Source organism: Sphingobacterium sp. 1.A.5, from assembly GCF_002734235.1.
Classification (GTDB): domain Bacteria; phylum Bacteroidota; class Bacteroidia; order Sphingobacteriales; family Sphingobacteriaceae; genus Sphingobacterium; species Sphingobacterium daejeonense.
Map to the genome: position 1 here is coordinate 39,718 of NZ_PEBA01000066.1, position 21,618 is coordinate 61,335.

At 36.2% G+C, this 21,618-nt stretch carries 22 protein-coding genes; 10 read left to right on the top strand and 12 right to left on the bottom strand.

Translation table 11 applies throughout. The features are described from left to right. Nucleotides 1-48 precede the first annotated feature (48 nt). A complete protein-coding gene (locus CRT24_RS19920; protein WP_099372854.1) occupies nucleotides 49-1,959 on the top strand; it encodes a class II glutamine amidotransferase in 1,911 nt (636 codons plus the stop codon). A 217-nt stretch (nucleotides 1,960-2,176) separates the two neighbouring features. Here the strand turns inward: CRT24_RS19920 and CRT24_RS19925 are convergent, their stop codons facing one another. Both CRT24_RS19925 and CRT24_RS19930 read right to left on the bottom strand, forming a co-directional pair. Then, entirely contained in the window at nucleotides 2,177-2,962 is a 786-nt protein-coding gene (locus CRT24_RS19925) for a murein L,D-transpeptidase catalytic domain family protein (RefSeq protein ID WP_257214108.1), read from the bottom strand. Between the two features lie 73 nt (nucleotides 2,963-3,035). Next, nucleotides 3,036-4,076, bottom strand: a complete 1,041-nt coding sequence (locus CRT24_RS19930) for a L,D-transpeptidase (RefSeq protein ID WP_099372855.1) — start codon at nucleotides 4,074-4,076, stop codon at nucleotides 3,036-3,038. 96 nt (nucleotides 4,077-4,172) lie between these two features. Between CRT24_RS19930 and CRT24_RS19935 the strand changes: the two genes are divergently transcribed. Further along, on the top strand, nucleotides 4,173-4,586 hold the full coding sequence (locus CRT24_RS19935) for an NUDIX domain-containing protein (RefSeq protein WP_099372856.1): 414 nt from the start codon (nucleotides 4,173-4,175) through the stop codon (nucleotides 4,584-4,586). A gap of 122 nt (nucleotides 4,587-4,708) precedes the next feature. Further along, nucleotides 4,709-5,140 carry a hypothetical protein gene (locus tag CRT24_RS19940; protein WP_099372857.1) on the top strand — a complete coding sequence of 144 codons (432 nt, stop codon included), beginning with the start codon at nucleotides 4,709-4,711 and terminating at the stop codon, nucleotides 5,138-5,140. A 64-nt stretch (nucleotides 5,141-5,204) separates the two neighbouring features. Here CRT24_RS19940 and CRT24_RS19945 read toward each other — a convergent pair whose 3' ends face one another. Next, the gene (locus CRT24_RS19945) at nucleotides 5,205-5,798 is read right to left on the bottom strand and encodes an outer membrane beta-barrel protein (RefSeq protein WP_099372972.1); all 594 of its coding nucleotides are present in this window, start codon (nucleotides 5,796-5,798) and stop codon (nucleotides 5,205-5,207) included. Nucleotides 5,799-6,109: 311 nt separating this feature from the next. Continuing rightward, nucleotides 6,110-6,685 carry a Crp/Fnr family transcriptional regulator gene (locus CRT24_RS19950; protein ID WP_099372858.1) on the bottom strand — a complete coding sequence of 192 codons (576 nt, stop codon included), beginning with the start codon at nucleotides 6,683-6,685 and terminating at the stop codon, nucleotides 6,110-6,112. An 83-nt stretch (nucleotides 6,686-6,768) separates the two neighbouring features. Here CRT24_RS19950 and CRT24_RS19955 point away from each other — a divergent pair, with 83 nt between their 5' ends. Further along, on the top strand, nucleotides 6,769-7,980 hold the full coding sequence (locus tag CRT24_RS19955; RefSeq protein ID WP_099372859.1) for an MFS transporter: 1,212 nt from the start codon (nucleotides 6,769-6,771) through the stop codon (nucleotides 7,978-7,980). Nucleotides 7,981-8,066: 86 nt separating this feature from the next. Here the strand turns inward: CRT24_RS19955 and CRT24_RS19960 are convergent, their stop codons facing one another. Beyond that, nucleotides 8,067-10,730 (bottom strand): heavy metal translocating P-type ATPase, encoded by a 2,664-nt coding sequence (locus CRT24_RS19960; protein ID WP_099372860.1) that lies wholly within the window; start codon nucleotides 10,728-10,730, stop codon nucleotides 8,067-8,069. A 134-nt stretch (nucleotides 10,731-10,864) separates the two neighbouring features. Between CRT24_RS19960 and CRT24_RS19965 the strand changes: the two genes are divergently transcribed. Beyond that, entirely contained in the window at nucleotides 10,865-12,154 is a 1,290-nt protein-coding gene (locus CRT24_RS19965) for a Gfo/Idh/MocA family protein (RefSeq protein WP_099372861.1), read from the top strand. Here CRT24_RS19965 and CRT24_RS19970 read toward each other — a convergent pair. Next, nucleotides 12,151-12,753, bottom strand: coding sequence for a hypothetical protein (locus CRT24_RS19970; protein WP_099372862.1), 603 nt, complete (start codon nucleotides 12,751-12,753; stop codon nucleotides 12,151-12,153). The genes CRT24_RS19965 and CRT24_RS19970 overlap by 4 nt on opposite strands. Before the next feature lie 2 nt (nucleotides 12,754-12,755). Further along, the gene (panB, locus tag CRT24_RS19975; RefSeq protein WP_099372863.1) at nucleotides 12,756-13,571 is read right to left on the bottom strand and encodes a 3-methyl-2-oxobutanoate hydroxymethyltransferase; all 816 of its coding nucleotides are present in this window, start codon (nucleotides 13,569-13,571) and stop codon (nucleotides 12,756-12,758) included. 119 nt (nucleotides 13,572-13,690) lie between these two features. Between panB and CRT24_RS19980 the strand changes: the two genes are divergently transcribed. The 5 genes from CRT24_RS19980 (at nucleotide 13,691) to CRT24_RS20000 (ending at nucleotide 17,330) form a co-directional block, all read left to right on the top strand. Then, on the top strand, nucleotides 13,691-14,434 hold the full coding sequence (locus CRT24_RS19980; RefSeq protein ID WP_099372864.1) for an RluA family pseudouridine synthase: 744 nt from the start codon (nucleotides 13,691-13,693) through the stop codon (nucleotides 14,432-14,434). A gap of 2 nt (nucleotides 14,435-14,436) precedes the next feature. Then, a complete protein-coding gene (locus tag CRT24_RS19985) occupies nucleotides 14,437-15,054 on the top strand; it encodes a TlpA disulfide reductase family protein (protein ID WP_099372865.1) in 618 nt (205 codons plus the stop codon). A gap of 5 nt (nucleotides 15,055-15,059) precedes the next feature. Beyond that, nucleotides 15,060-15,893: an orotidine-5'-phosphate decarboxylase gene (gene pyrF, locus CRT24_RS19990; RefSeq protein WP_099372866.1), complete on the top strand. Its 834-nt coding sequence runs from the start codon at nucleotides 15,060-15,062 to the stop codon at nucleotides 15,891-15,893. Between the two features lie 84 nt (nucleotides 15,894-15,977). Beyond that, on the top strand, nucleotides 15,978-16,724 hold the full coding sequence (locus tag CRT24_RS19995; protein ID WP_257214109.1) for a hypothetical protein: 747 nt from the start codon (nucleotides 15,978-15,980) through the stop codon (nucleotides 16,722-16,724). Between the two features lie 6 nt (nucleotides 16,725-16,730). Further along, on the top strand, nucleotides 16,731-17,330 hold the full coding sequence (locus tag CRT24_RS20000) for a hypothetical protein (RefSeq protein ID WP_099372867.1): 600 nt from the start codon (nucleotides 16,731-16,733) through the stop codon (nucleotides 17,328-17,330). Between the two features lie 131 nt (nucleotides 17,331-17,461). Here the strand turns inward: CRT24_RS20000 and CRT24_RS20005 are convergent, their stop codons facing one another. The 5 genes from CRT24_RS20005 to CRT24_RS20025 all read right to left on the bottom strand — a co-directional run bounded on the left by CRT24_RS20005 (nucleotide 17,462) and on the right by CRT24_RS20025 (nucleotide 21,583). Then, nucleotides 17,462-18,637 (bottom strand): metallophosphoesterase, encoded by a 1,176-nt coding sequence (locus CRT24_RS20005; protein ID WP_099372868.1) that lies wholly within the window; start codon nucleotides 18,635-18,637, stop codon nucleotides 17,462-17,464. A gap of 97 nt (nucleotides 18,638-18,734) precedes the next feature. Beyond that, nucleotides 18,735-20,006: a chloride channel protein gene (locus tag CRT24_RS20010; RefSeq protein ID WP_099372869.1), complete on the bottom strand. Its 1,272-nt coding sequence runs from the start codon at nucleotides 20,004-20,006 to the stop codon at nucleotides 18,735-18,737. A gap of 136 nt (nucleotides 20,007-20,142) precedes the next feature. After that, a complete protein-coding gene (locus CRT24_RS20015) occupies nucleotides 20,143-20,355 on the bottom strand; it encodes a DUF2945 domain-containing protein (RefSeq protein ID WP_099372870.1) in 213 nt (70 codons plus the stop codon). Between the two features lie 3 nt (nucleotides 20,356-20,358). Further along, on the bottom strand, nucleotides 20,359-20,895 hold the full coding sequence (locus CRT24_RS20020; protein ID WP_257214110.1) for a DUF488 family protein: 537 nt from the start codon (nucleotides 20,893-20,895) through the stop codon (nucleotides 20,359-20,361). Then, the gene (locus CRT24_RS20025; RefSeq protein WP_099372872.1) at nucleotides 20,876-21,583 is read right to left on the bottom strand and encodes an SMUG2 DNA glycosylase family protein; all 708 of its coding nucleotides are present in this window, start codon (nucleotides 21,581-21,583) and stop codon (nucleotides 20,876-20,878) included. Before CRT24_RS20025 ends, CRT24_RS20020 begins: the two co-directional genes overlap by 20 nt. Between the last annotated feature and the right edge of the window lie 35 nt (nucleotides 21,584-21,618).

Below are 21,618 nucleotides of genomic sequence, written 5' to 3' on the forward strand. Positions count from 1 at the left end.
TCTGATATTTTTTCAAAATTCCGTACCTTTGTGCCATCAATTCAAGCTATGAGTGATTCTATAAAACACGAGTGCGGAATAGCACTTATCCGACTTTTAAAACCCCTATCTTATTATCAAGAAAAATACGGTACGCCCTATTACGGAATCAACAAGTTGTACTTGCTTATGGAAAAGCAACACAATAGAGGCCAAGATGGAGCCGGTATTGCTACTATCAAGTTTGATGTAAAACCTGGAAACCGCTATATTTCTAGATATAGAGCAATGGGGTCAACTGCTGTTGCAGAAATCTTTGAATATGTTCAAAAGAAATTCGCCGCCGTTAACAAGGCTTATCCTGAAGAATCTAAAGATACACAGTGGTTGAAAGATAACGTAAGTTTTACAGGTGAAGTCCTGTTAGGTCATTTGCGTTATGGTACTCATGGTAAAAACAGCATTGAAAGCTGTCATCCTTTCTTAAGACAAAATAACTGGATGTCCAGAAATCTAGTTGTTGCAGGAAACTTCAACATGACCAATGTCGATGAACTGTTGCAACAGCTCTATGATTTAGGACAGCATCCAAAAGAACAAGCTGATACGGTTACTGTACTTGAGAAAATTGGACACTTCCTAGATGAAGAAAACCAAAAATTATTTGATCAATTCAAACAAGAAGGATATTCAAATATCGAAATCTCTGCTCAAATCGCTAAGAATATCGATGTTTCTAAAATATTAACTCGCTCAGCGAAAACTTGGGATGGCGGTTATACGATTGCTGGTATTTTCGGACATGGCGATGCATTCGTTATGAGAGATCCAGCTGGTATCCGGCCAGCATTCTACTACCAAGACGACGAAGTATTGGTCGTAGCATCTGAAAGACCTGTTATCCAAACAGCATTTAATGTTCCGTTGAATTCTGTAAAAGAAATAAAACCAGGACATGCCTTAATCGCGAAAAAAGACGGAACAGTTTCTGAAGAAATGTTCAGACAACCTGTTGAGCAAATGTCATGTTCTTTCGAGCGTATCTATTTCTCAAGAGGTTCTGATGCTGATATTTATCAAGAACGTAAATCATTAGGTAAATTGTTGATTCCTCAAGTACTTAAGAGCATCAATAATGATATCAAGAATACAGTCTTTTCATTTATCCCTAATACAGCAGAGGTTTCCTATTATGGTATGATGGAAGGCATAAATCAGTATGTAAGAGATTGTCAGAAGGAAACATTGTTAAATCGCCTTGATAAGATTTCTGATGAGGAATTGAACGAAGTGCTAGACCTTAAGCCTAGATTTGAAAAACTGAATGTGAAAGATGCAAAACTGCGTACTTTCATCACTCAGGATGCTGACCGTCAAGACATGGTTCAACACGTGTATGATACCACTTATGGTATTGTAAATGATCACGAAGATACAATAGTGGCTATCGATGATTCAATCGTAAGAGGTACTACCCTTAAGCAAAGTATACTTACAATCCTAGATCGTTTGAATCCTAAAAAAATTGTTATTGTTTCTTCTGCTCCACAAATTCGTTACCCTGACTGTTATGGTATCGATATGTCGAGAATGGGTGAATTCGTCGCATTTGAAGCAGCAATATCTCTATTGCGCAAGAATGGATTAGCACATATAATCGATGAAGTTTATCAAAAATGTCTTGCATCAGTAACAATGCCTAAAGACCACGTGGAAAACTACGTCAAAGCTATATATGAGCCATTCACTGATGAACAGATTTCTGAAGAAATATCAAGAATTGTAAAACCTCATAACCTAAAGGCCGAGCTAGAAGTAGTATTCCAAACATTGGACAACCTGCACGTTGCCTGTCCTAACCACAAAGGAGATTGGTACTTCTCAGGTAACTACCCAACACCAGGAGGCAATAAAGTCGTAAACCGAGCATTTATGAACTGGATGGAAGGTAAAAATGTGAGAGCGTATTTTAGTAGTTAGATATGAGATATGAGATGTGAGATTTGAGAAATGAGATAGACCCACAATTTCAAGTCCTAAAAATAAAAAGAGCCGTGAAAGATTAATTTCATGGCTCTTTTATTTTTTAACTTGGATTTTTTAAATCAGAATGGAATTAAATTTAATTTACCTCCCTAATTTCAAAATATCAAATTTAATATCTCATATCCCACATCTCATATCCCACATCTAAATCTTAGTTCAACACCGTCTTTCCTTTAATACTTTCTTCAGCTTCTTGCGTTGCGATAAGAGTAGTTGAAGGCATCAAAGGAGATTTCTTAACGAATTTGGTATTTGCAAGGTATTCTTTGTTACCTGCGTAGATAAACATCAGGCTCCCACCTTTGATAGTATTGATGATTGGTTTTGCCAATTCACGTGGTAGGGCAGGGCAGCCGTAGCTTCTTCCAAGTCTACCAGTTGATTTGATGATGTCTGTACTGCAATAATCTGCACCATGAACAACAATAGCTCTTGGTCTTGCTTGATCATTGATTCCTTTTTCTAATCCATCAAGTCTGAGGGAATAACCATTTCCGCCAAAGTAAGTTTCTGAGGCATAATAGAATCCTAAAGAACTTTGAAAGGATCCATTCCTATTAGAGAATGAGGTGGCATAATTTTCACCACTATTTCTTCCATGAGATACTACGGAATGGTACAAAAGCTTTTTAGCTTTCATATCCAAAACATACATTCTCTTGTCAGTAGAAGGCAGCGTAAAGTCGATGATCGTCATGATGTTCCTGTTTTTTGGACTCAATTGGTTGTAACCTTGCATAGCTTGCTCGAAGGCTTCCCATTTGATGGTCCCTTGTAACTTCATTTCGTCATACAACTCTTTAACCGGATCTTTTACTAATTCTTGTTCTGTTTGTTTGATTTCGATTGGGGCTTTAACTTGCTGAGTGTTGTTTAGGTCTCCAGTCATGGTGGAGGTCGCAATGGCCCATAATGAAATAAGCAATAGTTTATTCATAAGCACTTTTCCTAGTCTACGTTTACAAATACAAAGCTAGGAAAAATATGACAATCAAAGTGTTAAATAACGTTTAATCAATAACTACGACCAGGGATTTGAAGGGTTTTGACGTATCATAAACAAATTTAGCATGAGATGACGCATTTCTGACACACATATGTGACCTTGGGGTCGTACCCAAAGACCAAGAATACTCAACGATCTTCCCTTTTGGATTATTAACCGGAACACCATGAATATAGCCCCCATTGGTGAATCTAGACGCATATGGCGCAAATCCCTCAATCGTTTTGGTGCCATCGCCAAAATAAAACATCTTCGATTTCTGCTCTTGAACCATAAAAATACCAACAGGCGTTTCCATCTGATGTGGTGGCTTATGTAGACCCGAAGTAGCAGGGTTCATACTGCGAATTTTCCACTCATTTTCACCAGTTCTTTCTACGGTCATTATATTTTGGTTTGTAACATCCACGAAGTTAACATGAGTGATTTTTAAAGAATCACCGATTGCTTTCACATATCTTTTAGGTACAAACCATGTTCCTTCAAATGAAATCCCGTTCACTTTTACCATCTTCACAGTATCAGAGCTTTCCAAACTTACAAGAGATCCATCACGACCATAAATAGATGGCTTTGCGCTGTTCTCTTCTTGATATAAGGGTGCAGATTGATATTTTTCAGTTCCCAATGTATCTGATACACGTTTATAGGCATTTCTAACAAAATGCTCTACAACTGCTGCTTCGCCATTGCGATTTTTATAGTTTTGAAGAACTCCATAATTATGTGGGGCTCTTTGAAAATTCTCAATAAATGCCAGCTTTTCCTTTATTTTCTCAATCTGGAATTGACGGGTAGTATCCTTATAGGGATATGTTTCCTCTAAGGTATGTTGGTCGTAGGCAAGGTCTTTTTCAAGTTTTATATCTGCTGCAGTCCTTGGACGTTCCCGTTCAGCTTTCTCAGCCTCTTCTTGAGCTTTCTTTACTCTCTCTATGGAATCTTGCTTTCTTTTTTCAGCTGCACTAATGTTTTTTGACGAGTTCTTACAAGATGCGATAGTTAAAAAAGCGATAAGTAAGGACCAGAAAAAGTATTGTTTCATTCGTTAGTTTGGTGTTTTTAATCAATATCACCATAATGATATTAAAAATCATTCCATTATTTCCGATTTTTGCAAAATATTTCTATTATTCGTCAAATGAAGCTAAATAACTACATAACTATAGCAGTAGGTATTATAATTAATGACCGGAATGAGCTTTTAACTGTTCAGAAAAAGGGGTCATTGTATTATCAATTGCCAGGAGGGAAGATTGAAGTCGATGAAATTCCGATGGAGAGTTTAATCAGGGAATTGAATGAAGAATTAAATATACATTTCACTGCAGCAGATTGCCAATTGATCGGAGTACATGAAGCACAAGCGGTAAATGAGGTAGGTAAAACGGTTAAAGGATATGTGTTTAAGTGCCAATATTCTGAAAAATTAGAAAATCTTCAACCTTTAGCTGAGTTGAATGAAGTGAGATGGGTGAAGAAGTCGGAGATTACAGAAATAAAATTAGCAAATCTGTTAAAACAGTTTGCTTTACCAATATGGATGGATGAATAATATTTCTATTAGATTAAAATAAAATATATTATAGTTATTTAATTTAAATAATTTAGTTTATTTTTAACTAAAATTAAATTTAACTTAATTATAACCAATACTTTAATTTAATCTTGAAATTTATGAAACTATGGATTCAGAATGCTTTGCGCTTATTGGTAGGAGCCTCCATTTTATGGTTATTTCTGCATTTTACTTTACCTAAAATGCCAAAATCATTAATGATTGTTATCATTTTACAATTCTTACTTTATATGGAATTGTTAATTAGATATAATATGAACCTAAGGCGATGGAAAAATCAAGATCAAGATTTGAAATCAGCAGGATTAGTTCCTAGCTTTAAATTTTTTGGGATAAAGATAAAACTCCAATGGATATTTTATTTAATTAGCATAATAACTATGTTAGGCGCCTTATGGTTTGAATATGATATCTCTGCTTTTGATAATAGATTTTATACAACATTAATTGTCCTAGCAGTAGGAATTATTTTGATGGAGATTATTATTTATTATTTCTATCAAAGAAGACAATTCCCTGCAGAAGAATAGATAGGAAAATAAGAAAGCCTCGTTTTCAAAAACGAGGCTTTCTTATTATTGAACTACCTATTTATTAAAAGTGGAATGTTACACCAACTGTTGGCGCTAATGAGTTAACATTTAATCCGTACATATCAGTTGTAACTTTTGTATCAGTTGATTCTTCTGTTACTGAAGAATTATTGTAGAATAATCCTCTTACTTTAAATTCTACTCCGATATTTGAAGTTGGGAAGTAAGCAATACCAGGAGCAAGTTCAACTCCGTAATTGGCCGTTGTAGCTGTTTTAGTATCATCTGTTTTTTGAGTTCCCCATGCCATTGGAACTGATAACTGTCCAAAGAATTTAACAGGTCCATCATTTTTGCTATACATTCTTCCAAATGGAGTTAGAACAAATGCTGACTCTGTTCTTTCAGGATAATTTGCCTGTTCAAATTTTGACCATTCGTAACCAATACCGGTACCGATAGCAATATTATCAGCCACAAAATAACCAACATTAGGATTAATAATTAAAGAATTGTTTTTGTTATCTGTATCTTTAACTGAACTGCCGTGGAATCCAACTTGACCGCCAACCATAAACTTGCCTTTTTCAGTTTGTGCGTTTGCTGCTAATCCTAAAACTGCTACTGCAGATAATGTAAGTAATAATTTCTTCATGATTTTAAATAATTTGTTTGACTTTATTGTCATATATGGTCAATAAGTCAATACCTGTGCCAAAGTATATTGTCAATAAATGAGTTTATTTATGTTTTTTATGGAATAAATGTGTAAACAGCTGATGGTTTGTAAGTTATAGGATTGTCAATTAAGTGTAAAGCAATATTGATGACAATAAAACAACAATTTGAAGTTTGTGTACAGCCAACTGAGGGTATTTTTATTAAAAGTCTTAGCCATACTGGCAGTCCGATTACAGAATAATGACTGACATTTCAACAATTATGCTGACATAATATTTTAATATGTCATGCATTGATTCTTTTTCGTATTCTACTTAAAGCTTGGGGGGTGATACCAATATAGGAAGCGAGATATTTTTGCGGTATATTTTGAATAAGATGAGGTTGTTCTTTTAATAATTGTAGGAATCTCTCTTCAGCATTTAATTTCAAAAGAGATATCTCACGTTGTGTTTTTAACACAAATAATACTTCAGATGCTCTTCTTCCAATTAAATTTCCTACTGAAGAATTTTTATACACATCTTGTAAATCTGAATATGAAATCCTTAGCATGCTAGTTTCTTGTAAAGTTTCAGCAGAATAATAGGAGGGCCCTTGTGTTACGAAAGAATCATAAACACTGGTGAACCAATTGTCAAAGGCCATATAAACGGTAGTGTCATGTTCGGGCCCGGGAATATAAAAACGGATAATTCCCTTTATTATAAATGATAAATATCGTTCCGTTTGGCCTGCTTCAATCAATCTATGTTTTTTCGGAAATTCTTTGAAAATTAGTTTGGATTGAAAATATTCCCAATCTTGGTCCGGCATTTTTGCTTGGATCAGTTCCTCCATTGCTGTCCTTAAATTTTCCATAGAAAGGTTTTATTACAAAACCAATAAAGGTTATTATTGTTCATTTCTTACACATTCTTTAGATTTACAATCAGAAAAACTTTATGGAAAACTTCGGGCGCCCCAAACTTACATCTGCACTCTTATGGTTAATGACCATTGTATCTGGGGTAGTCGTTGCAAACAACTATTACAATCAGCCATTATTAGCAGAGATTGCTGCTGAATTCAAAGTAACAGAAGCTGAAGTCAGTAAAATAACGGTTCTTACACAATTGGGCTATGCCTTTGGTTTGTTGATGATAATACCACTTGGAGATAAACTGTTTCGTAAGAAATTAATTCTTGTAGATTTAGTAATCGTATTTCTGGCACTTATCTGGATGGCTATTTCTAAGGAACTTTGGATGATGTCCATGGCCAGTTTCTTAATAGGATGTACCTCTGTTATCCCCCAATTATTTGTGCCTATGGTGGCAGATTTGTCTAATTCTGAAAATAGATCCCAAAATATTGGAATGGTGATGTCGGGATTGTTGCTTGGGATATTACTGTCAAGGTTCATTGGTGGAATTGTTGGCGATATTTGGGGTTGGCGGAGCATTTATTGGGGAGCAGCTATGATGATGGTAGTATCTTGGATATTTATTTATAAGATGTTGCCTGAGATGAAACCGAATTTTCAAGGTAATTATGCTTCCTTGATGAAATCTGTTTGGCATTTAGCAACAACAGAACCTATACTACAGCTGGCATCCTTTAGAGGTGCTGTAAGCTTTGCATCCATGTGTGCCGTATTTACAACGCTTGCGTTCCATCTAGAGCAACCTCCGTTTGAAGTTGGACCTTCCGTCGCTGGTACATTTGGTTTAATTGGTGCTGCTGGGGCGCTAGGAGCTGTCCTAGTCGGTAAATTAAATAAAATATGGAGCCGTTACAAGATCATAACGGTTTCACTTATAATACTTCTTTTAAGTTGGGGTTTTATATATTTTATGGGCAACACCTATATTGGTTTAGTGATTGGTATTATCCTAATTGATCTGGGATTACAATCTTCTCATATTATGAACCAGTCGGATTACTTTGCAATAAAAACTACAGCCACGAGTCGCCTGAATACTGTTTACATGGTTTCATATTTTATAGGAGGCTCCTTTGGTTCCTGGATTGCAGCTCAAGCTTGGGGAATTGCAGGATGGACTGGGGTGTGTATAGTAGGAGTGACCTTTGCTTTATTAGGCATAGGGTCACATTTACTGTTGGGCAATAAAATTAGACTGGCCAATGAAACAACCGGCCAGAACATTCAATAAACACCGTGGTTACAGCCATGGTTGGTGTCCCCACCAACCATAAAAAATATTACCACCGTGGTTGGTGTCTCCACCAACCACTAATATTAATCCAACTTTACAGTATTCAATCTCAACGAATTCAAAATAACTGAAACCGAGCTCAAGCTCATAGCTGCTGCTGCAATCATAGGTGACATCAGGATGCCAAATGATGGATATAATAACCCTGCAGCAATTGGGATTCCTATGACATTGTATAGAAAGGCAAACAAAAGGTTTTGTTTGATGTTCCTGAGCATTGCTTTACTTAATTTAAATGCTTTATGTACTCCGACAAGATCTCCCTTAATTAAAGTAATTTCAGCACTTTGGATTGCAACGTCTGTACCTGTACCCATTGCAATACCAACATCAGCTTGGGTTAAGGCAGGAGCATCATTGATACCATCTCCGACCATGATCACTTTTTTGCCAGATTCTTGAAGATCTTTGATACCTTTAAGCTTGTCCTCAGGAAGCAAGCTACCTTTAGCATGTTTGATACCAGCTTCTTTTGCTACGATATCTGCTGTGTTTTGGTTGTCTCCCGTGAACATGTAAACTTCCACTCCTTCATCCATAAATCTTTTTATAACCTCAACGCTACTTTTCTTGAGCGCATCAAATGCAGCCACAAGTCCTGCGATACTGCCATCGATTGCAAGAACAGAAACAGAATTACCTTTCTTTTGTAGTTCTTCGATTTTCTTTCTCATTTCTGGACTGATTTCAACCTTTTGTTCTTCCATCAATCGTGGTGTTCCTAAGATTGCTGTCATATGGTGAATCTTACCTTTAACACCCTTTCCTGAAATATTCTCAAATTGGACAACATCTAATAGATGAACATTATCATCCTTAGCTTTATCTGTCATAGCTTGGGCAAGTGGATGAGTACTGTTTTTATTCACAGAGGCCGCAATCTGTAAGATGTCTTTTTCAGCGAATTTATCATTTGCAGAAACTACTTCTGAAACAGAAGGTTTCCCTTCAGTGATCGTTCCGGTTTTATCAACGACGAGAACGTTGGCTTTCTCAAGTTTTTCGAGAGCCTCCGAGTTTTTGATTAGTATACCGTTTTTAGCTCCCTTGCCAATCCCAACCATAACAGACATAGGTGTTGCCAATCCCAATGCACAAGGACAAGCCACGATTAATACGGCAAGCATATTGGAAAAAGCCAAAGCTGTACTGCTGGGAACTGATGAAATATTCCAAAGAATAAAAGTTAAAACAGCAATGGCAATTACCGCAGGAACGAATATCTTTGAAACACGGTCAGTTAATTTTTGAATTGGGGGTTGGCTACGGCTGGCATTATTGACCAACTGAATAATCTGTGCCAATAAGGTTTCAGAACCAATGCGTTCAGCTTTTATCAAGATCTCGTGATTTCCATTAATGGTACCCCCAATAACATGATCATCGATTGATTTTTCAACAGGAATAGGTTCTCCCGTAATCATTGCTTCATCTATCGACGTATCCCCCTCAGTGACTATTCCATCAACCGGTACTTTGTCACCCGCTCTTACTCTGAGAATATCACCAAGCTTAACATCATGAATAGATATTTTTCTTTCTTTTCCATTTTCAACAAGAATAGCCTCAGCGGGGCTCAATTTAATAAGCTCCTTAATCGCTGAATTTGTTTTTGAATGAGCTTTAGCTTCCATGACTTGCCCTAAAAGAACTAGCGTTAAAATAACAACTACCGATTCAAAATAGAGGTGAACCTCGCCATGATGGCCCTTGAGTTCTGCAGGGAATATCTGTGGGAAAAAGAAAGCAAGTAAGCTAAATATAAAAGCTGCTGCTGCACCTAAACCAATCAAACTAAACATATTTAGATTCCATGTTTTGAAAGATGTCCATGCTCTTTGGAAAAACATCCAACAAGTATAAAATACAACAGGAAGGGTTAAGATCAATTGAATCCACGCATTTACTTTGTAAGGGATAACTTGGCTTACTGGTTGGCCAGGCAACATATCGCCCATGGACAAAATAAATACAGGTACCGTACATGCTACAGAGATCCAGAATTTTTTAAGCAGACTCTTGTAATGTTGGTCATCCTCTTCTGTAACTTGGTTAGGGACAAGTTCCATTCCGCAAATTGGACAATTTCCAGGATGATCTTGTACAATTTCAGGATGCATCGGACAGGTATATTCAACCTTGAGATTAGTATCTGGAATTTTTTCCAAATTCATCCCACAGACAGGGCACGAACCAGGCTGGTCATAAACCTTATCGCCTTCACACATCATAGGACAATAATACTTGCCAGCATTATTTTCATTTTGAACCGGTTTATGATGTTTATGGTCCTGGTGAGAAGGAGCATTGAAATCTACTTTTTCAATTGGTCGCAAATGCATATTACATACGGGGCATCTACCAGGCTCGTCATAAATCTTATCCTTCCCTTCACAGAACATGGGACAGATATATTGTCCACTTTCAGAAAGCTCTTCCTTGTGTTCGTGATGAGATTTAATTTCTGATGATGTATCATCATGAATTTGATAATGACCACCTAATTCATCCAGTTTGTCCTGAAGATCAGTGGCTGAAACAGGTGTGTCTGATTCTATCTCGGCTTCCCCCTTTTCAAGATTGACCGATGCGGTAACACCGGGGACCTCATTAAGTTTCTTCTCAACATTGGTTCGGCAACCATTGCAGGTCATTCCAGTAACTTTATATGTGTGATTTTCTTTCATCTTAATTCTTTCGATTAATATTAATACAAAATTCGATAGTATTGGGTTCAGAATTGTTACATAATTTCAATAAATTGTTATAAAATTATGCTGAATTTGCAATAACATCGTACATTTATATAAACCTAAAACGAATGACTATTTCCAGAAGAGAGTTTATTTATAAGTCTGCTTTATTATTTCCGGCCTTACATTTTTCATCTTTATTTGCAAAAACTAACCTGCAATCCACTTTGAGAATCGGTGCGATTGGGATCAAGGGTATGGGCTGGTCAGACCTTAATTCTATCCTTAAAATATCTAATGTTAGCTGTACTGCTATTAGTGATATCGACGATTCTGTTATTCAGGATAGATTAAAAAACTTAAAAGAATTGGGGCAAAATCCCAAAGTTTACAAAAATTATAAAGATCTCTTAGCTGACAAAGAAGTTGATGCCGTGATAATAGGAACTCCTGATCATTGGCATTGTTTAATGTTGGTAGATGCCTGCAAAGCCGGTAAAGCAGTCTATGTTGAAAAACCAATTGGGAATTCAATAGTTGAATGTAATACAATGTTGGAGGCTAAGGATAAATACAATAGTATCGTTCAAGTAGGCCAATGGCAGAGATCTCAAAAACATTTTAAGGATGCCATTGATTTTGTCCATTCTGGTCAATTGGGAAAAATAAGATTAGTAAAGGCATGGGCCTATTTGGGATGGAAAAAGAGGGTGCCAAAAGAACCTGATGGTCCAGTTCCAGCAGGTGTGGATTACAAAGCATGGTTAGGACCAGCAAAGACTCGACCTTTCAACCCTAATCGCTTCCATTACAATTTTAGATGGTATTGGGATTATGCAGGAGGATTAATGACTGATTGGGGAGTCCATTTATTGGATTATGCCCTGTTGGGTATGAAAGTGTCTGATCCGAAATCTATTATGGCAGCAGGTGGTAAATTTGCCTATCCAGATGATGCCGGAGATACCCCGGATACCCTGACAACAGTATATGAATTTGACGACTTTAATATTCAGTGGGAGCATGCTACAAGTATCTCAGGTGGACCTTACAATCGTGAACATGGAATAGCTTTTATCGGTAATAATGGTACTTTGGTTCTAGATAGAAATGGCTGGGAAGTTATTCCTGAAATGGATAGAATGAAGGCTGTACCATATCAAAAAAAGGTGGACAATGGCCTGGATTTACATATGGAAAACTTTGTCGAAGCAATAAGAACTAAAAATCCAAATTTATTGAATGCTCCATTGGAAGTAGGCAGCCATATTGCTAAATTTTCCCAAATGGGTAATATCGCATATAGAACAGGTAAAAAGATCTATTGGGAAAAGGAAAAACAGAGATTTAAAGAATCAGAAGCCAATAAATTACTGGCTGCTGGCTATCACAATGGATACAAAATCCCGAATGTTTAGATAATAGGAAAAAGTGATGACTTAGGGTCAACAGGATAGTTTTCTTTAAGGGTTTTAAAGAAACGAGTGTTGAGCGGATTATCTTCTAAAATAAAAGGTACATAAATTTGGTTATTATGGACAGAGATCTCATAATAACCAAATAATATCTGGTTGTTTTTCTGAACCGACTTCACAGCTTTAACCTGTTGAACATCAATTAGAATGTTAAAAGTAACTGTATTCCCGCTCAACCATTCTATCATAACCACATTCGTATTCGGATTGAACCAAATATGTTGATCTTTGGCGTATTTTAATTGATTGTTCAACAAAAATAATTGACTCATTAAATAAAGGCTGATTGGTAGCATCAAGAGGATGATTTTAACTTTCAGCGCTAAAAAAATAGTAATGATAAATAATACCACACCGATCCCAACACTAAACAACGTGTTTTTTATGGTCTTTTGAATTATTGAGGCGCCGCTTTCTATCAAGTAATAACCTTGCTTATTGCTTTTTTGAATGGACATAGATTTCCCTTTCATCATCACCCTTCGGGATAAGAAATAGATCAATATTCCAACAAGTATTACAATAAGTAAGATTTTGTTCATGATTAATACTGCTCAGATTCGTTAGGATAGTCTTGTGATTTTACATCAGAAATATATTGCTTTACAGCATTATTTATTTCCTCATTCAAGTTTAGATATTGTCTTAAGAATTTCGGTTTGAATTCCTGTGTTATTCCCAACATATCATTTACGACCAGTACTTGTCCGTCTGTCTTATTTCCAGCACCAATACCAATCGTTGGGATATCTAACATCTTTGAAACTTCTTCGGCTAAGGTTGCAGGGATTTTTTCCAAGACGATTGCAAAACAACCAGCCTCTTGCAAAGCTAGGGCGTCTTCTTTTAATTTTGCCGCTTCTGCATCTTCCTTGGCACGAACACCGAAATCGCCAAACTTATAAATTGACTGAGGTGTCAATCCTAAGTGACCACAAACAGGAATGCCTGATTGCACGATTTTTTTAATATTATCGATAATCTCCGTTCCGCCCTCTAATTTTAATGCATGTACACCTGATTCTTTCATCATTCGTACCGCTGCTTTATAAGCATCTTCGGTAGCTCCTTGGTACTCGCCAAAAGGTAAATCTGCAATCACCATAGCACGTTTAGCACCTCTAGCAACAGCCGAAGCATGATAAATCATATGGTCAAGTGTAATAGGAAGGGTGGTTTCATAGCCCGCAAAGACATTGGCAGCAGAATCCCCAACCAGAAGTACATCGACTCCAGCATCATCTAAAATCCTTGCTGTAGAATAATCATAGGAGGTTAGCATACTTATTTTCTCACCTCTGTTTTTCATATCGCGAATAATAGACGTCGTAATTCGCTTGATGACTTTGTTTACTGACATGTTAGATTGCTTTTATTGCAAAAGTAGGCATTTTATTAGGAGTATCAACCTGAATCTTAACCTATTGCTTAAACTGCACTGAATTATAGAAAATTAGCAATTATTCTTATTTTTGCGACATGGCTCAACAAGAGAAAAATCTATTTAAATTTCCAAAATTCAACGAATTGATCATCCATGAGGATGATAACCTTATTGTTATCAATAAACCTCCTTTTGTAGCATCTTTAGATGCCAGAGGTGGTGATGAGGTCAATATCCTTCGTTTGGCAAAAAATTATTTCCCCGATGCGCAAGTCTGTCATCGATTGGACAAGGATACCTCGGGAATACTTTTGATCGCCAAAAACCCCGAAACATACAGGTTGATATCTATAGAATTTGAAAAACGAAGGGTAGACAAAACATATCATGCAATTATTGGGGGAACTCATATATTTGAAAATCTTGTTGTGGACCTACCTATCTTGAACCAAGGAAACAAGAATGTTACTATCGACAGGTATAATGGTAAACCAGCGGAGACCATTTTCAATAGTTTAAAATATTTCAAGAATTATACGCTGGTGGAATGTAAGCCTATTACAGGTAGAATGCACCAAATACGTATTCATTTGGCAACTCAGCATGCTGCAATTGTAGGTGATGCCATGTACAGGGGAAAACCAGTTTACCTTTCACAGATCAAAAAACGAGGATTTACACTGTCAAAAGATCAAGAGGAACTGCCGATTATGAAAAGATTTGCATTACATTCAAAGGCAGTGAAATTCACATTGGATGGCAAAGAATATGCTTTTGAAGCCGATTATCCGAAAGATTTTGCTACTTTGTTAAAACAACTAGAGAAATTTGACTCCTAATCATGGCTGAAAAAAAGAATTCAACAAAAAATATCCTTTCATGGGTTTTAATAGTCGTTTTAGCAATCCTCGTAATCACGCCGACAACTAGAGTCGCCATCCAAAGAGGACTGATGAAAATTGGACTCTTTAAACCAGATGTTCCTGAACAACCTACGCCAACACCATCAGCTGCCAACAGCGAACAATCTGCATCACCCATGGTGATGACCGAAACAGTGACCTTGTCTGACGAAACAGGCAAAACCGTTCAAACGCATAACCTCCAAGGTAAAGTAGTGTTTATAAATTTTTGGGCAACTTGGTGTGGACCTTGTCGAGCAGAAATGCCATCCATCCAAAAATTATACGATAAATATAAAGACAATGAAAAAGTGGTCTTTATGTTGGTCGAAATTGAACATAACCTAGAGGGTGCTAAGGAATTCTTGGCAAAAGAAAAATTGAATATGCCAATTTACTTTCCAGAAAGTGATATACCATCAACTTGGTTGAGCAATTCTATCCCATCGACTGTTGTGTTGAACAAACAAGGTCAATTAGCATTTGACCATAAAGGGATGGCAGATTATTCCACTAAAGAATTCGAAGATTTCTTAATCTCCCTAATCAATCAATAAAAATAATGACTAAGCAAGAGCTAATCGAAAACATAAAAAGTAAAAAGAGCTTTTTATGTGTAGGTTTAGATACCGATATAACTAAGATTCCTGAACATCTTTTGGATGATGAAGACCCTATTTTCTCCTTTAATAAAGCCATAATCGAAGCAACATCAGATCTTTGTGTTGCCTACAAGCCAAATATCGCTTTCTATGAAAGTTATGGTGTTAAAGGTTGGGAGTCTTTAAGGAAAACTTGTGAAATTCTTCCGAAAGATTGTTTCAGCATTGCTGACGCAAAAAGAGGAGATATTGGCAATACCTCCAAAATGTATGCTCAAGCATTTTTTAATCCGGAATCTTCAGGTTTAAATTTTGACTCGATTACCATTGCTCCTTATATGGGCGAAGATTCAGTAACTCCATTCTTGGATTTTGAAGGTAAATGGGCAATAGTGTTGGCATTAACTTCAAATCAAGGCAGCTTGGACTTCCAAAACTTTCAGAATGCGCAAGGAAAACAGCTATTTGAAGAAGTTATTGATAAGGTAAATACTTGGGGAAGTTCAGAAAACATCATGTATGTAGTGGGGGCAACTAGAGGCGAAGCATTTACAAAAATCCGTGAGCATGCACCAGACCATTTTCTATTGGTTCCTGGAGTTGGAGCACAAGGAGGGTCTCTGTCGGATGTCTGTCAATATGGGATGAATAAAGATTGCGGGTTATTGGTAAATAGTACACGTGGAATCATTTATGCATCCAAAGGCAGAGACTTTGCAGAAAAGGCTAGGGAAGAGGCTGTTTCTTTACAAAAAGAAATGCAAGAGGAACTTGAAAAACATGGAGTTATCTAATCTTATCTAAATTAAATCTTACTTTTTGTTAAATTCTGCATCTTTGGCATAATAATTTGTGGAGATGCAGGGTTAATGTGTTTTATGAATAAAGTAAGGTTCTCATTATTTTTTACAGGAATGCTGGCAAGTGTTGCTTGGTTCAGCAGCTGTAGTTCAGTTTATTTGCCAAATGTTCCGGCAACACCCATGTTCAACAATAAAGGCGAGGCTTATATAGCTGCCCACGTCAACACCAAAGGAAATGTAAGTGGTAACCTTGGCGTTGCAGTTACAGACCATGTTGCCCTCATAGGAAATGGATCCTACCTAAATTATAAATCAGACAACAATGATTTCAAACAATACCTTTATGAAGGGGGATTAGGCTATTATACTGTCGTTGGCAAAGCTAAACGTAGTGTGTTGGAATTCTATGCTGGCTATGGCGTAGGAGCAACAACAGATGTCGATAAAAGAGCAAGTACAACAGGTAGTGATCCTGTCGAAACCAGAGACCTGGATTTCAATAAAATATTCGTCCAAGCAAATTTTTCGTCAACAAGAAAAAACAAGATTAATCTTTTTGGTAAGAAAAGGACTCTAAACTATGGAACTGCAATCCGCATGAGTCGTGTCAAGATGGATAGATTTGAATTAAATGGCGTTTCCAGTCAATTGGAAGAGAATTTATATATCGAACCTATTTTCTTTACAAGACTTGAATTGAATAAAGGATTTCAGATCCAGTATACAAATGGATGGAATATTGGATTGATGGACAACCAATATCTAAAACCGGGAAATGCAGTATTTACCCTTGGTTTGACTTATAATTTTGGTAGAAAATAAAAAAATATGAAAAAAATTATTGGAATAATAACAGTATGTGCAGTAATGATGTTGTCTGGATGCCAAGTGAACAAAAAAGCACAGATCAAAGCACTAGCAGATTGTGAATATGATGTAGAGTCTGTTGATCAAGTAAAATTCAATGGCAAATCACTGGATTCTTTCAAAGGTTCAGATGGAAACTATAATATGTCTTCCATTGCAAGCTTAGCCATGGCGCTGTTTAGCAAAGAATTACCATTAGAAGGAAAAGTTAACTTGAAAATCACTAATCCTGAAGTGCAGAAAGCAGCTTTTAATTCATTCAAATATGTAATTGAAATTCAAAATTCACCATTATTTGAAGGTACAGTAGATCAAAATGTCAACCTAAATCAAGGTGAAAGTACAATCGTGCCAATGACATTCAAAGCTAATATCTTCAATAAAGCAAAAGAAAATGGATTCGATAAATTCTTTGATGAATTGCTGAATAAAAAGTCAGAAGGGTTTATGGTACTTAAAATTAAACCTTCCATCCGCATAGCCGGACAGAATATATACTACCCATCCTATATTACGGTAGATAAGAATTTCGGAAGTAAGATTTTTAAGTTGTTCAAATAGGCAAAAAAAGAGCAAAACCTGAGTTTTGCTCTTTTTTTGCCTAGATGTGAGATATGAGATATGAGTATTGAGAATTTTCGGAAAGACTTTTTGAAAAGCACATCTCACATCTCACATCTCACATCTCACATCTAATGTCTAATAGCTTTCTTCCCAACCACCACTTCCTCTATCATTTTTCCTTCTTGGTTATAGATTTTAAAGGTTCCTTGGTTTTGGTCAAGGTTTACTTTGATGAGGTTGACATTCGAGTTGATGATTACAGGGAAATTAATATCCTGGTCAGGTTTCAGGATTTCATGTCGGTGCATATGGCCACTCAGCATAATTTGAGCACCAGCTTTGTTTAATATTGGAACAAATTTATTGCGGATATCTTCCATGCCATGCCAGCCCAGTACAGGTGGAATATGGCAAATTATAATCTTATACTTGGCGTTTTTGTAGGCAGGGCTGCTAACAGCTTTCTCAAGCCATTTTGCTTGTTCCGTTCTATAAGCGTCCATATCCACGATTCCACTGTATTCGATATCGCTGTCAGGTTTATCCTCGCCACAATCCAATACAATAAAGCATGCATCCCCTTGATTAAACATATAATACAGTTCTCCTGAGCTCGTCGGGAAATATTTCGGATAGGAAGTTGCAAATGGACCTCGAGTTTCGTGGTTGCCACGTGAATAGTACATGGGCTTTTCACTTGCAAAGAGTTTTATGGCAGTATCCATGAAACCGTTGTACATCTGTTCTTCACTTAACAGATTGTCAACCATATCACCATTGAAAACAATAAAATCTGTGTTTTCTAAATCTACTTGCTTAATAAGGCTTGTCATCACATCATTTTTACCGTGAATATCATTGATCACAGCAAAAGATACGTTGGATTTTGGTCCAGGAGTAGAAAAGGTCAGTGGTTTTTCCCTATAAACATTTGTTGCAGCATACTCACCATATTGGACACTCGTTCCCTCATGTTTCAATACTTCTTGGTTATAGACACGATATCTATACTTAGTACCTGGTTTTAGACCTTTTAAATCGACCTGATGAACAGTTCCTACGTTTTTAAAACCATATTTCCCTGAGAATATCTTAGGACGTTCCTGCTGATAAAAATGAGTCTTATCATCAGGAGCCAGTTCAACCCAGCCAATAGCATCCTTATTGCTGGTCCAAATAATGGAAACAGTAGAGTCTGTCAAAGCTTGGATATAAGGTAAATGACTGATTTTTATTTTCTCCTGGGCATTTAATGAAACAATTGATAAGCATAGAGAAAGTAGTAATATAAAATTCCTTTTCATAGGTTTCGATAGAATTAAGGTTAGGTTGTTAAAATTTTAGACAAGTTAATAAACAGATTTATCTGAATCAATTTGTCTATATGATTTTTACGTTAATTTATGCGATAGATTTTTTAAGGTTTTCCTTATACATATCATAAGTGTAAACATTATATGGGAGTAATTTATTTGCAAAGAATTTAGATAACAGGCAACAAACTATTAATGGAATAAATAATGTATAACCATTTGGAGTAATGTTGCAGATAATTATTATAGCAGTAAATGGAGCATATATTGCAGCAGAAAGTGCTGAACCAGCACCAATCAATGCATAATTTATAGGACTAATATTCATCCCTAGGATTGACTTGCAAAAAATTGCAATGGACAAGCCTAAAAAAGCACCTGCAATAATACTTGGTGCAAACACACCACCGTCACCACCAGCGCCAAGAGTGAGAGAAGAAGCTAGAGGTTTTAAAAGAATCAGTAATAATAAATAGCCAATAGAAATAGATTCTGTATTCAGTACTTCATTTAAACCATGATAACTGTCACCAAATAATACTGGGAAATAAAAGATTAATAACCCAACTGAGATCGCTCCTAAGTTTACACGGACAAAATTGTTGTTAATATTTCCAAAAAAAGTCTTGGTATAAATCACCAATAAGGTAAAGCCCACTGCTAAAATACCAGCCAAGCAACTTATGATCAAAAAGAAGGGTATTGATTTCCATTGCCAATCAATGAGATAATTTGATATGATAGGACCTTCTCCAAATGAATAGATAAACAACGAGGCGACAAGGGTTGATGCCAAACAACTTATTAAAATCGTTTTTTTGAAATTGCGACTGATAACTTCAATTCCAAACAATAACCCCGCTAATGGACTTGAGAATAATATTGCCACACCTGCCGCAGATGCTGCACAAATTAATTCCCTTTTGTAAAGTTTAGCAGAGAAATTTTTCTTGTAAACTTCATTTCCAATGGTTGCGGTAGCAACGACTGTAGAAACCTCAATACCTGAAGAACCACCGAAAATAACAGTCAAAAAACCATTTAAAAAGTGAGAAGGGATTTTAAAAAGCGGCAAATGATCTTTTCTACGGTCCAAAGTATTATAGATTTCCGTAATTCCTTTGTTTTTCCTCCCTTTAAAAGCATATTTCCTCAAGAAATATATCATGGTAATTCCAATCGTAGGAAAAATTATAAATAGATAAGGATTTGTTCCAGAGATAAACTCAAAGACTTTATGTTCAGTCTTTTCTGTAATAAATCTTAGTATAGTCGCTAGTAGAGAGCTTAATAATCCGACAAATAGTGAAATGCCAAAAAGCTTAAAGTAGTTTTGTTGAATGATTCTTTTTCTATTCATTTCGAAATGACAAGTTATCAACGCTCACTAAAGGTTGATCTTTTGATTAGAAATAAGGAAATTTGAGTTCGTCAAAGGTAGGTATTCTTTAACGAAATGGATAAGTGTATCAAGGCAAATGTTACAGGGAATAGCATTATTCTTCTAAGGTCAATGCCTTTCCTTTATGGGCCGCTATATGATCTGTTTTATTACTTTTAATTTCGTATTGAGGGTCTTCAGGACTTGCATGGTGCGTATATCCTTTGTAATTAAAATCTTTAGTGTGAATATTAATGATCGTGCCAGAAACACGCCCAGCTTCGGAATTCCAACTTACCTGATCTCCAATTTTGAATTTCTTTTCCATGTTCTACGAATTAAATAGGTTTATATCCTCGTAATTCAATTTGCCATCAATAATTTTGGCAACTGATGTATAGGGATGTTCAACAGATTTCTGAACCCCCATAATATGCCATACAGTCCAACCCTCAAGTTTCAGATAATCGGCAACCATAGATCGATGACAACTCCACCATACGGCTTCTGAACACATAAATGCAGTTTTTTGTTCGATCGCAAGATTTTCCAACTTTTGTATTCCATCAATAAATTCCTCAGATTCCATATAATCTGCATAACCACGGAATGACAGATTCCTCCAACCTGTGTTTCTACTGTCTTTATTTGGCCTTCTCCTACCTCCCAATTCTCCTAAATGTAGATATTCAATCTGATGGTTTTTTAATACATCCAGCAAATTATCCTGATTGTACTGTGGATATTTTCGTGAACCAGGATGTCTCCGAATATCAACAAGCAAAGTGATTGCGAAAGATTTTAATATCTCCAGGAATTCATCGATGGGATGAGTGGAATGACCAATGCTATAAATTTCCTTTTTCATCCTCATTCAATGCTAATAAATATTTGTCAATGTAGAAGTGCTTTTCTTTTGATTTATACTGTTGGATAAATCGAGGATGTTCTAATATTACTAGGTTTTTGAACAAACTTGTTTCCTTATTTAATTTATCAATAAAGGTGGCGTTTTTCTTTCCCAGGATATAAACTTCATCAGTCCTAAGACCCAGGTCAATATGTTTCTTTAACGATTCAATCATGAAATCTTTCACCATTAAAAAAAGTTTGGGGTCATCGTAATAATTAGCATTTACAAATTGGCCGGGTTTCAATTCTCTAATAATGGCAAGGGGAAAAGGGGAGTTGATATAGTGGTTTTTATAAAAAAGTTCAGGACCACCGTATTCCTTGATCATGTCGTATATATACACTGATGATATTTCATGAGTCCTCGCGCTCAGCATTGGAATTCCACATTCACTTTCCAGTCTTTTAGTATCCGTAAAAGGAACCCCGGTTACTCCAGCGCCATGTCTGCTGGGATTGATGCCAATTATAAATTTACGCTCAAGATGATCATCATAAAATTTATGGTAGAATTGACGCATTACCTGCATGGTTTCAGGGTTGTCAAAAAATGGGTTCAATACATGGAAACCTTCAGGCAGCTCGCCTGAATAATGCAGATGTTGATTGAAATCAATGATTTTGTCAGCAAACGTTTGCGGCATAAGGTGCTTTTCTCAAAGCAACAATATAAACTCAC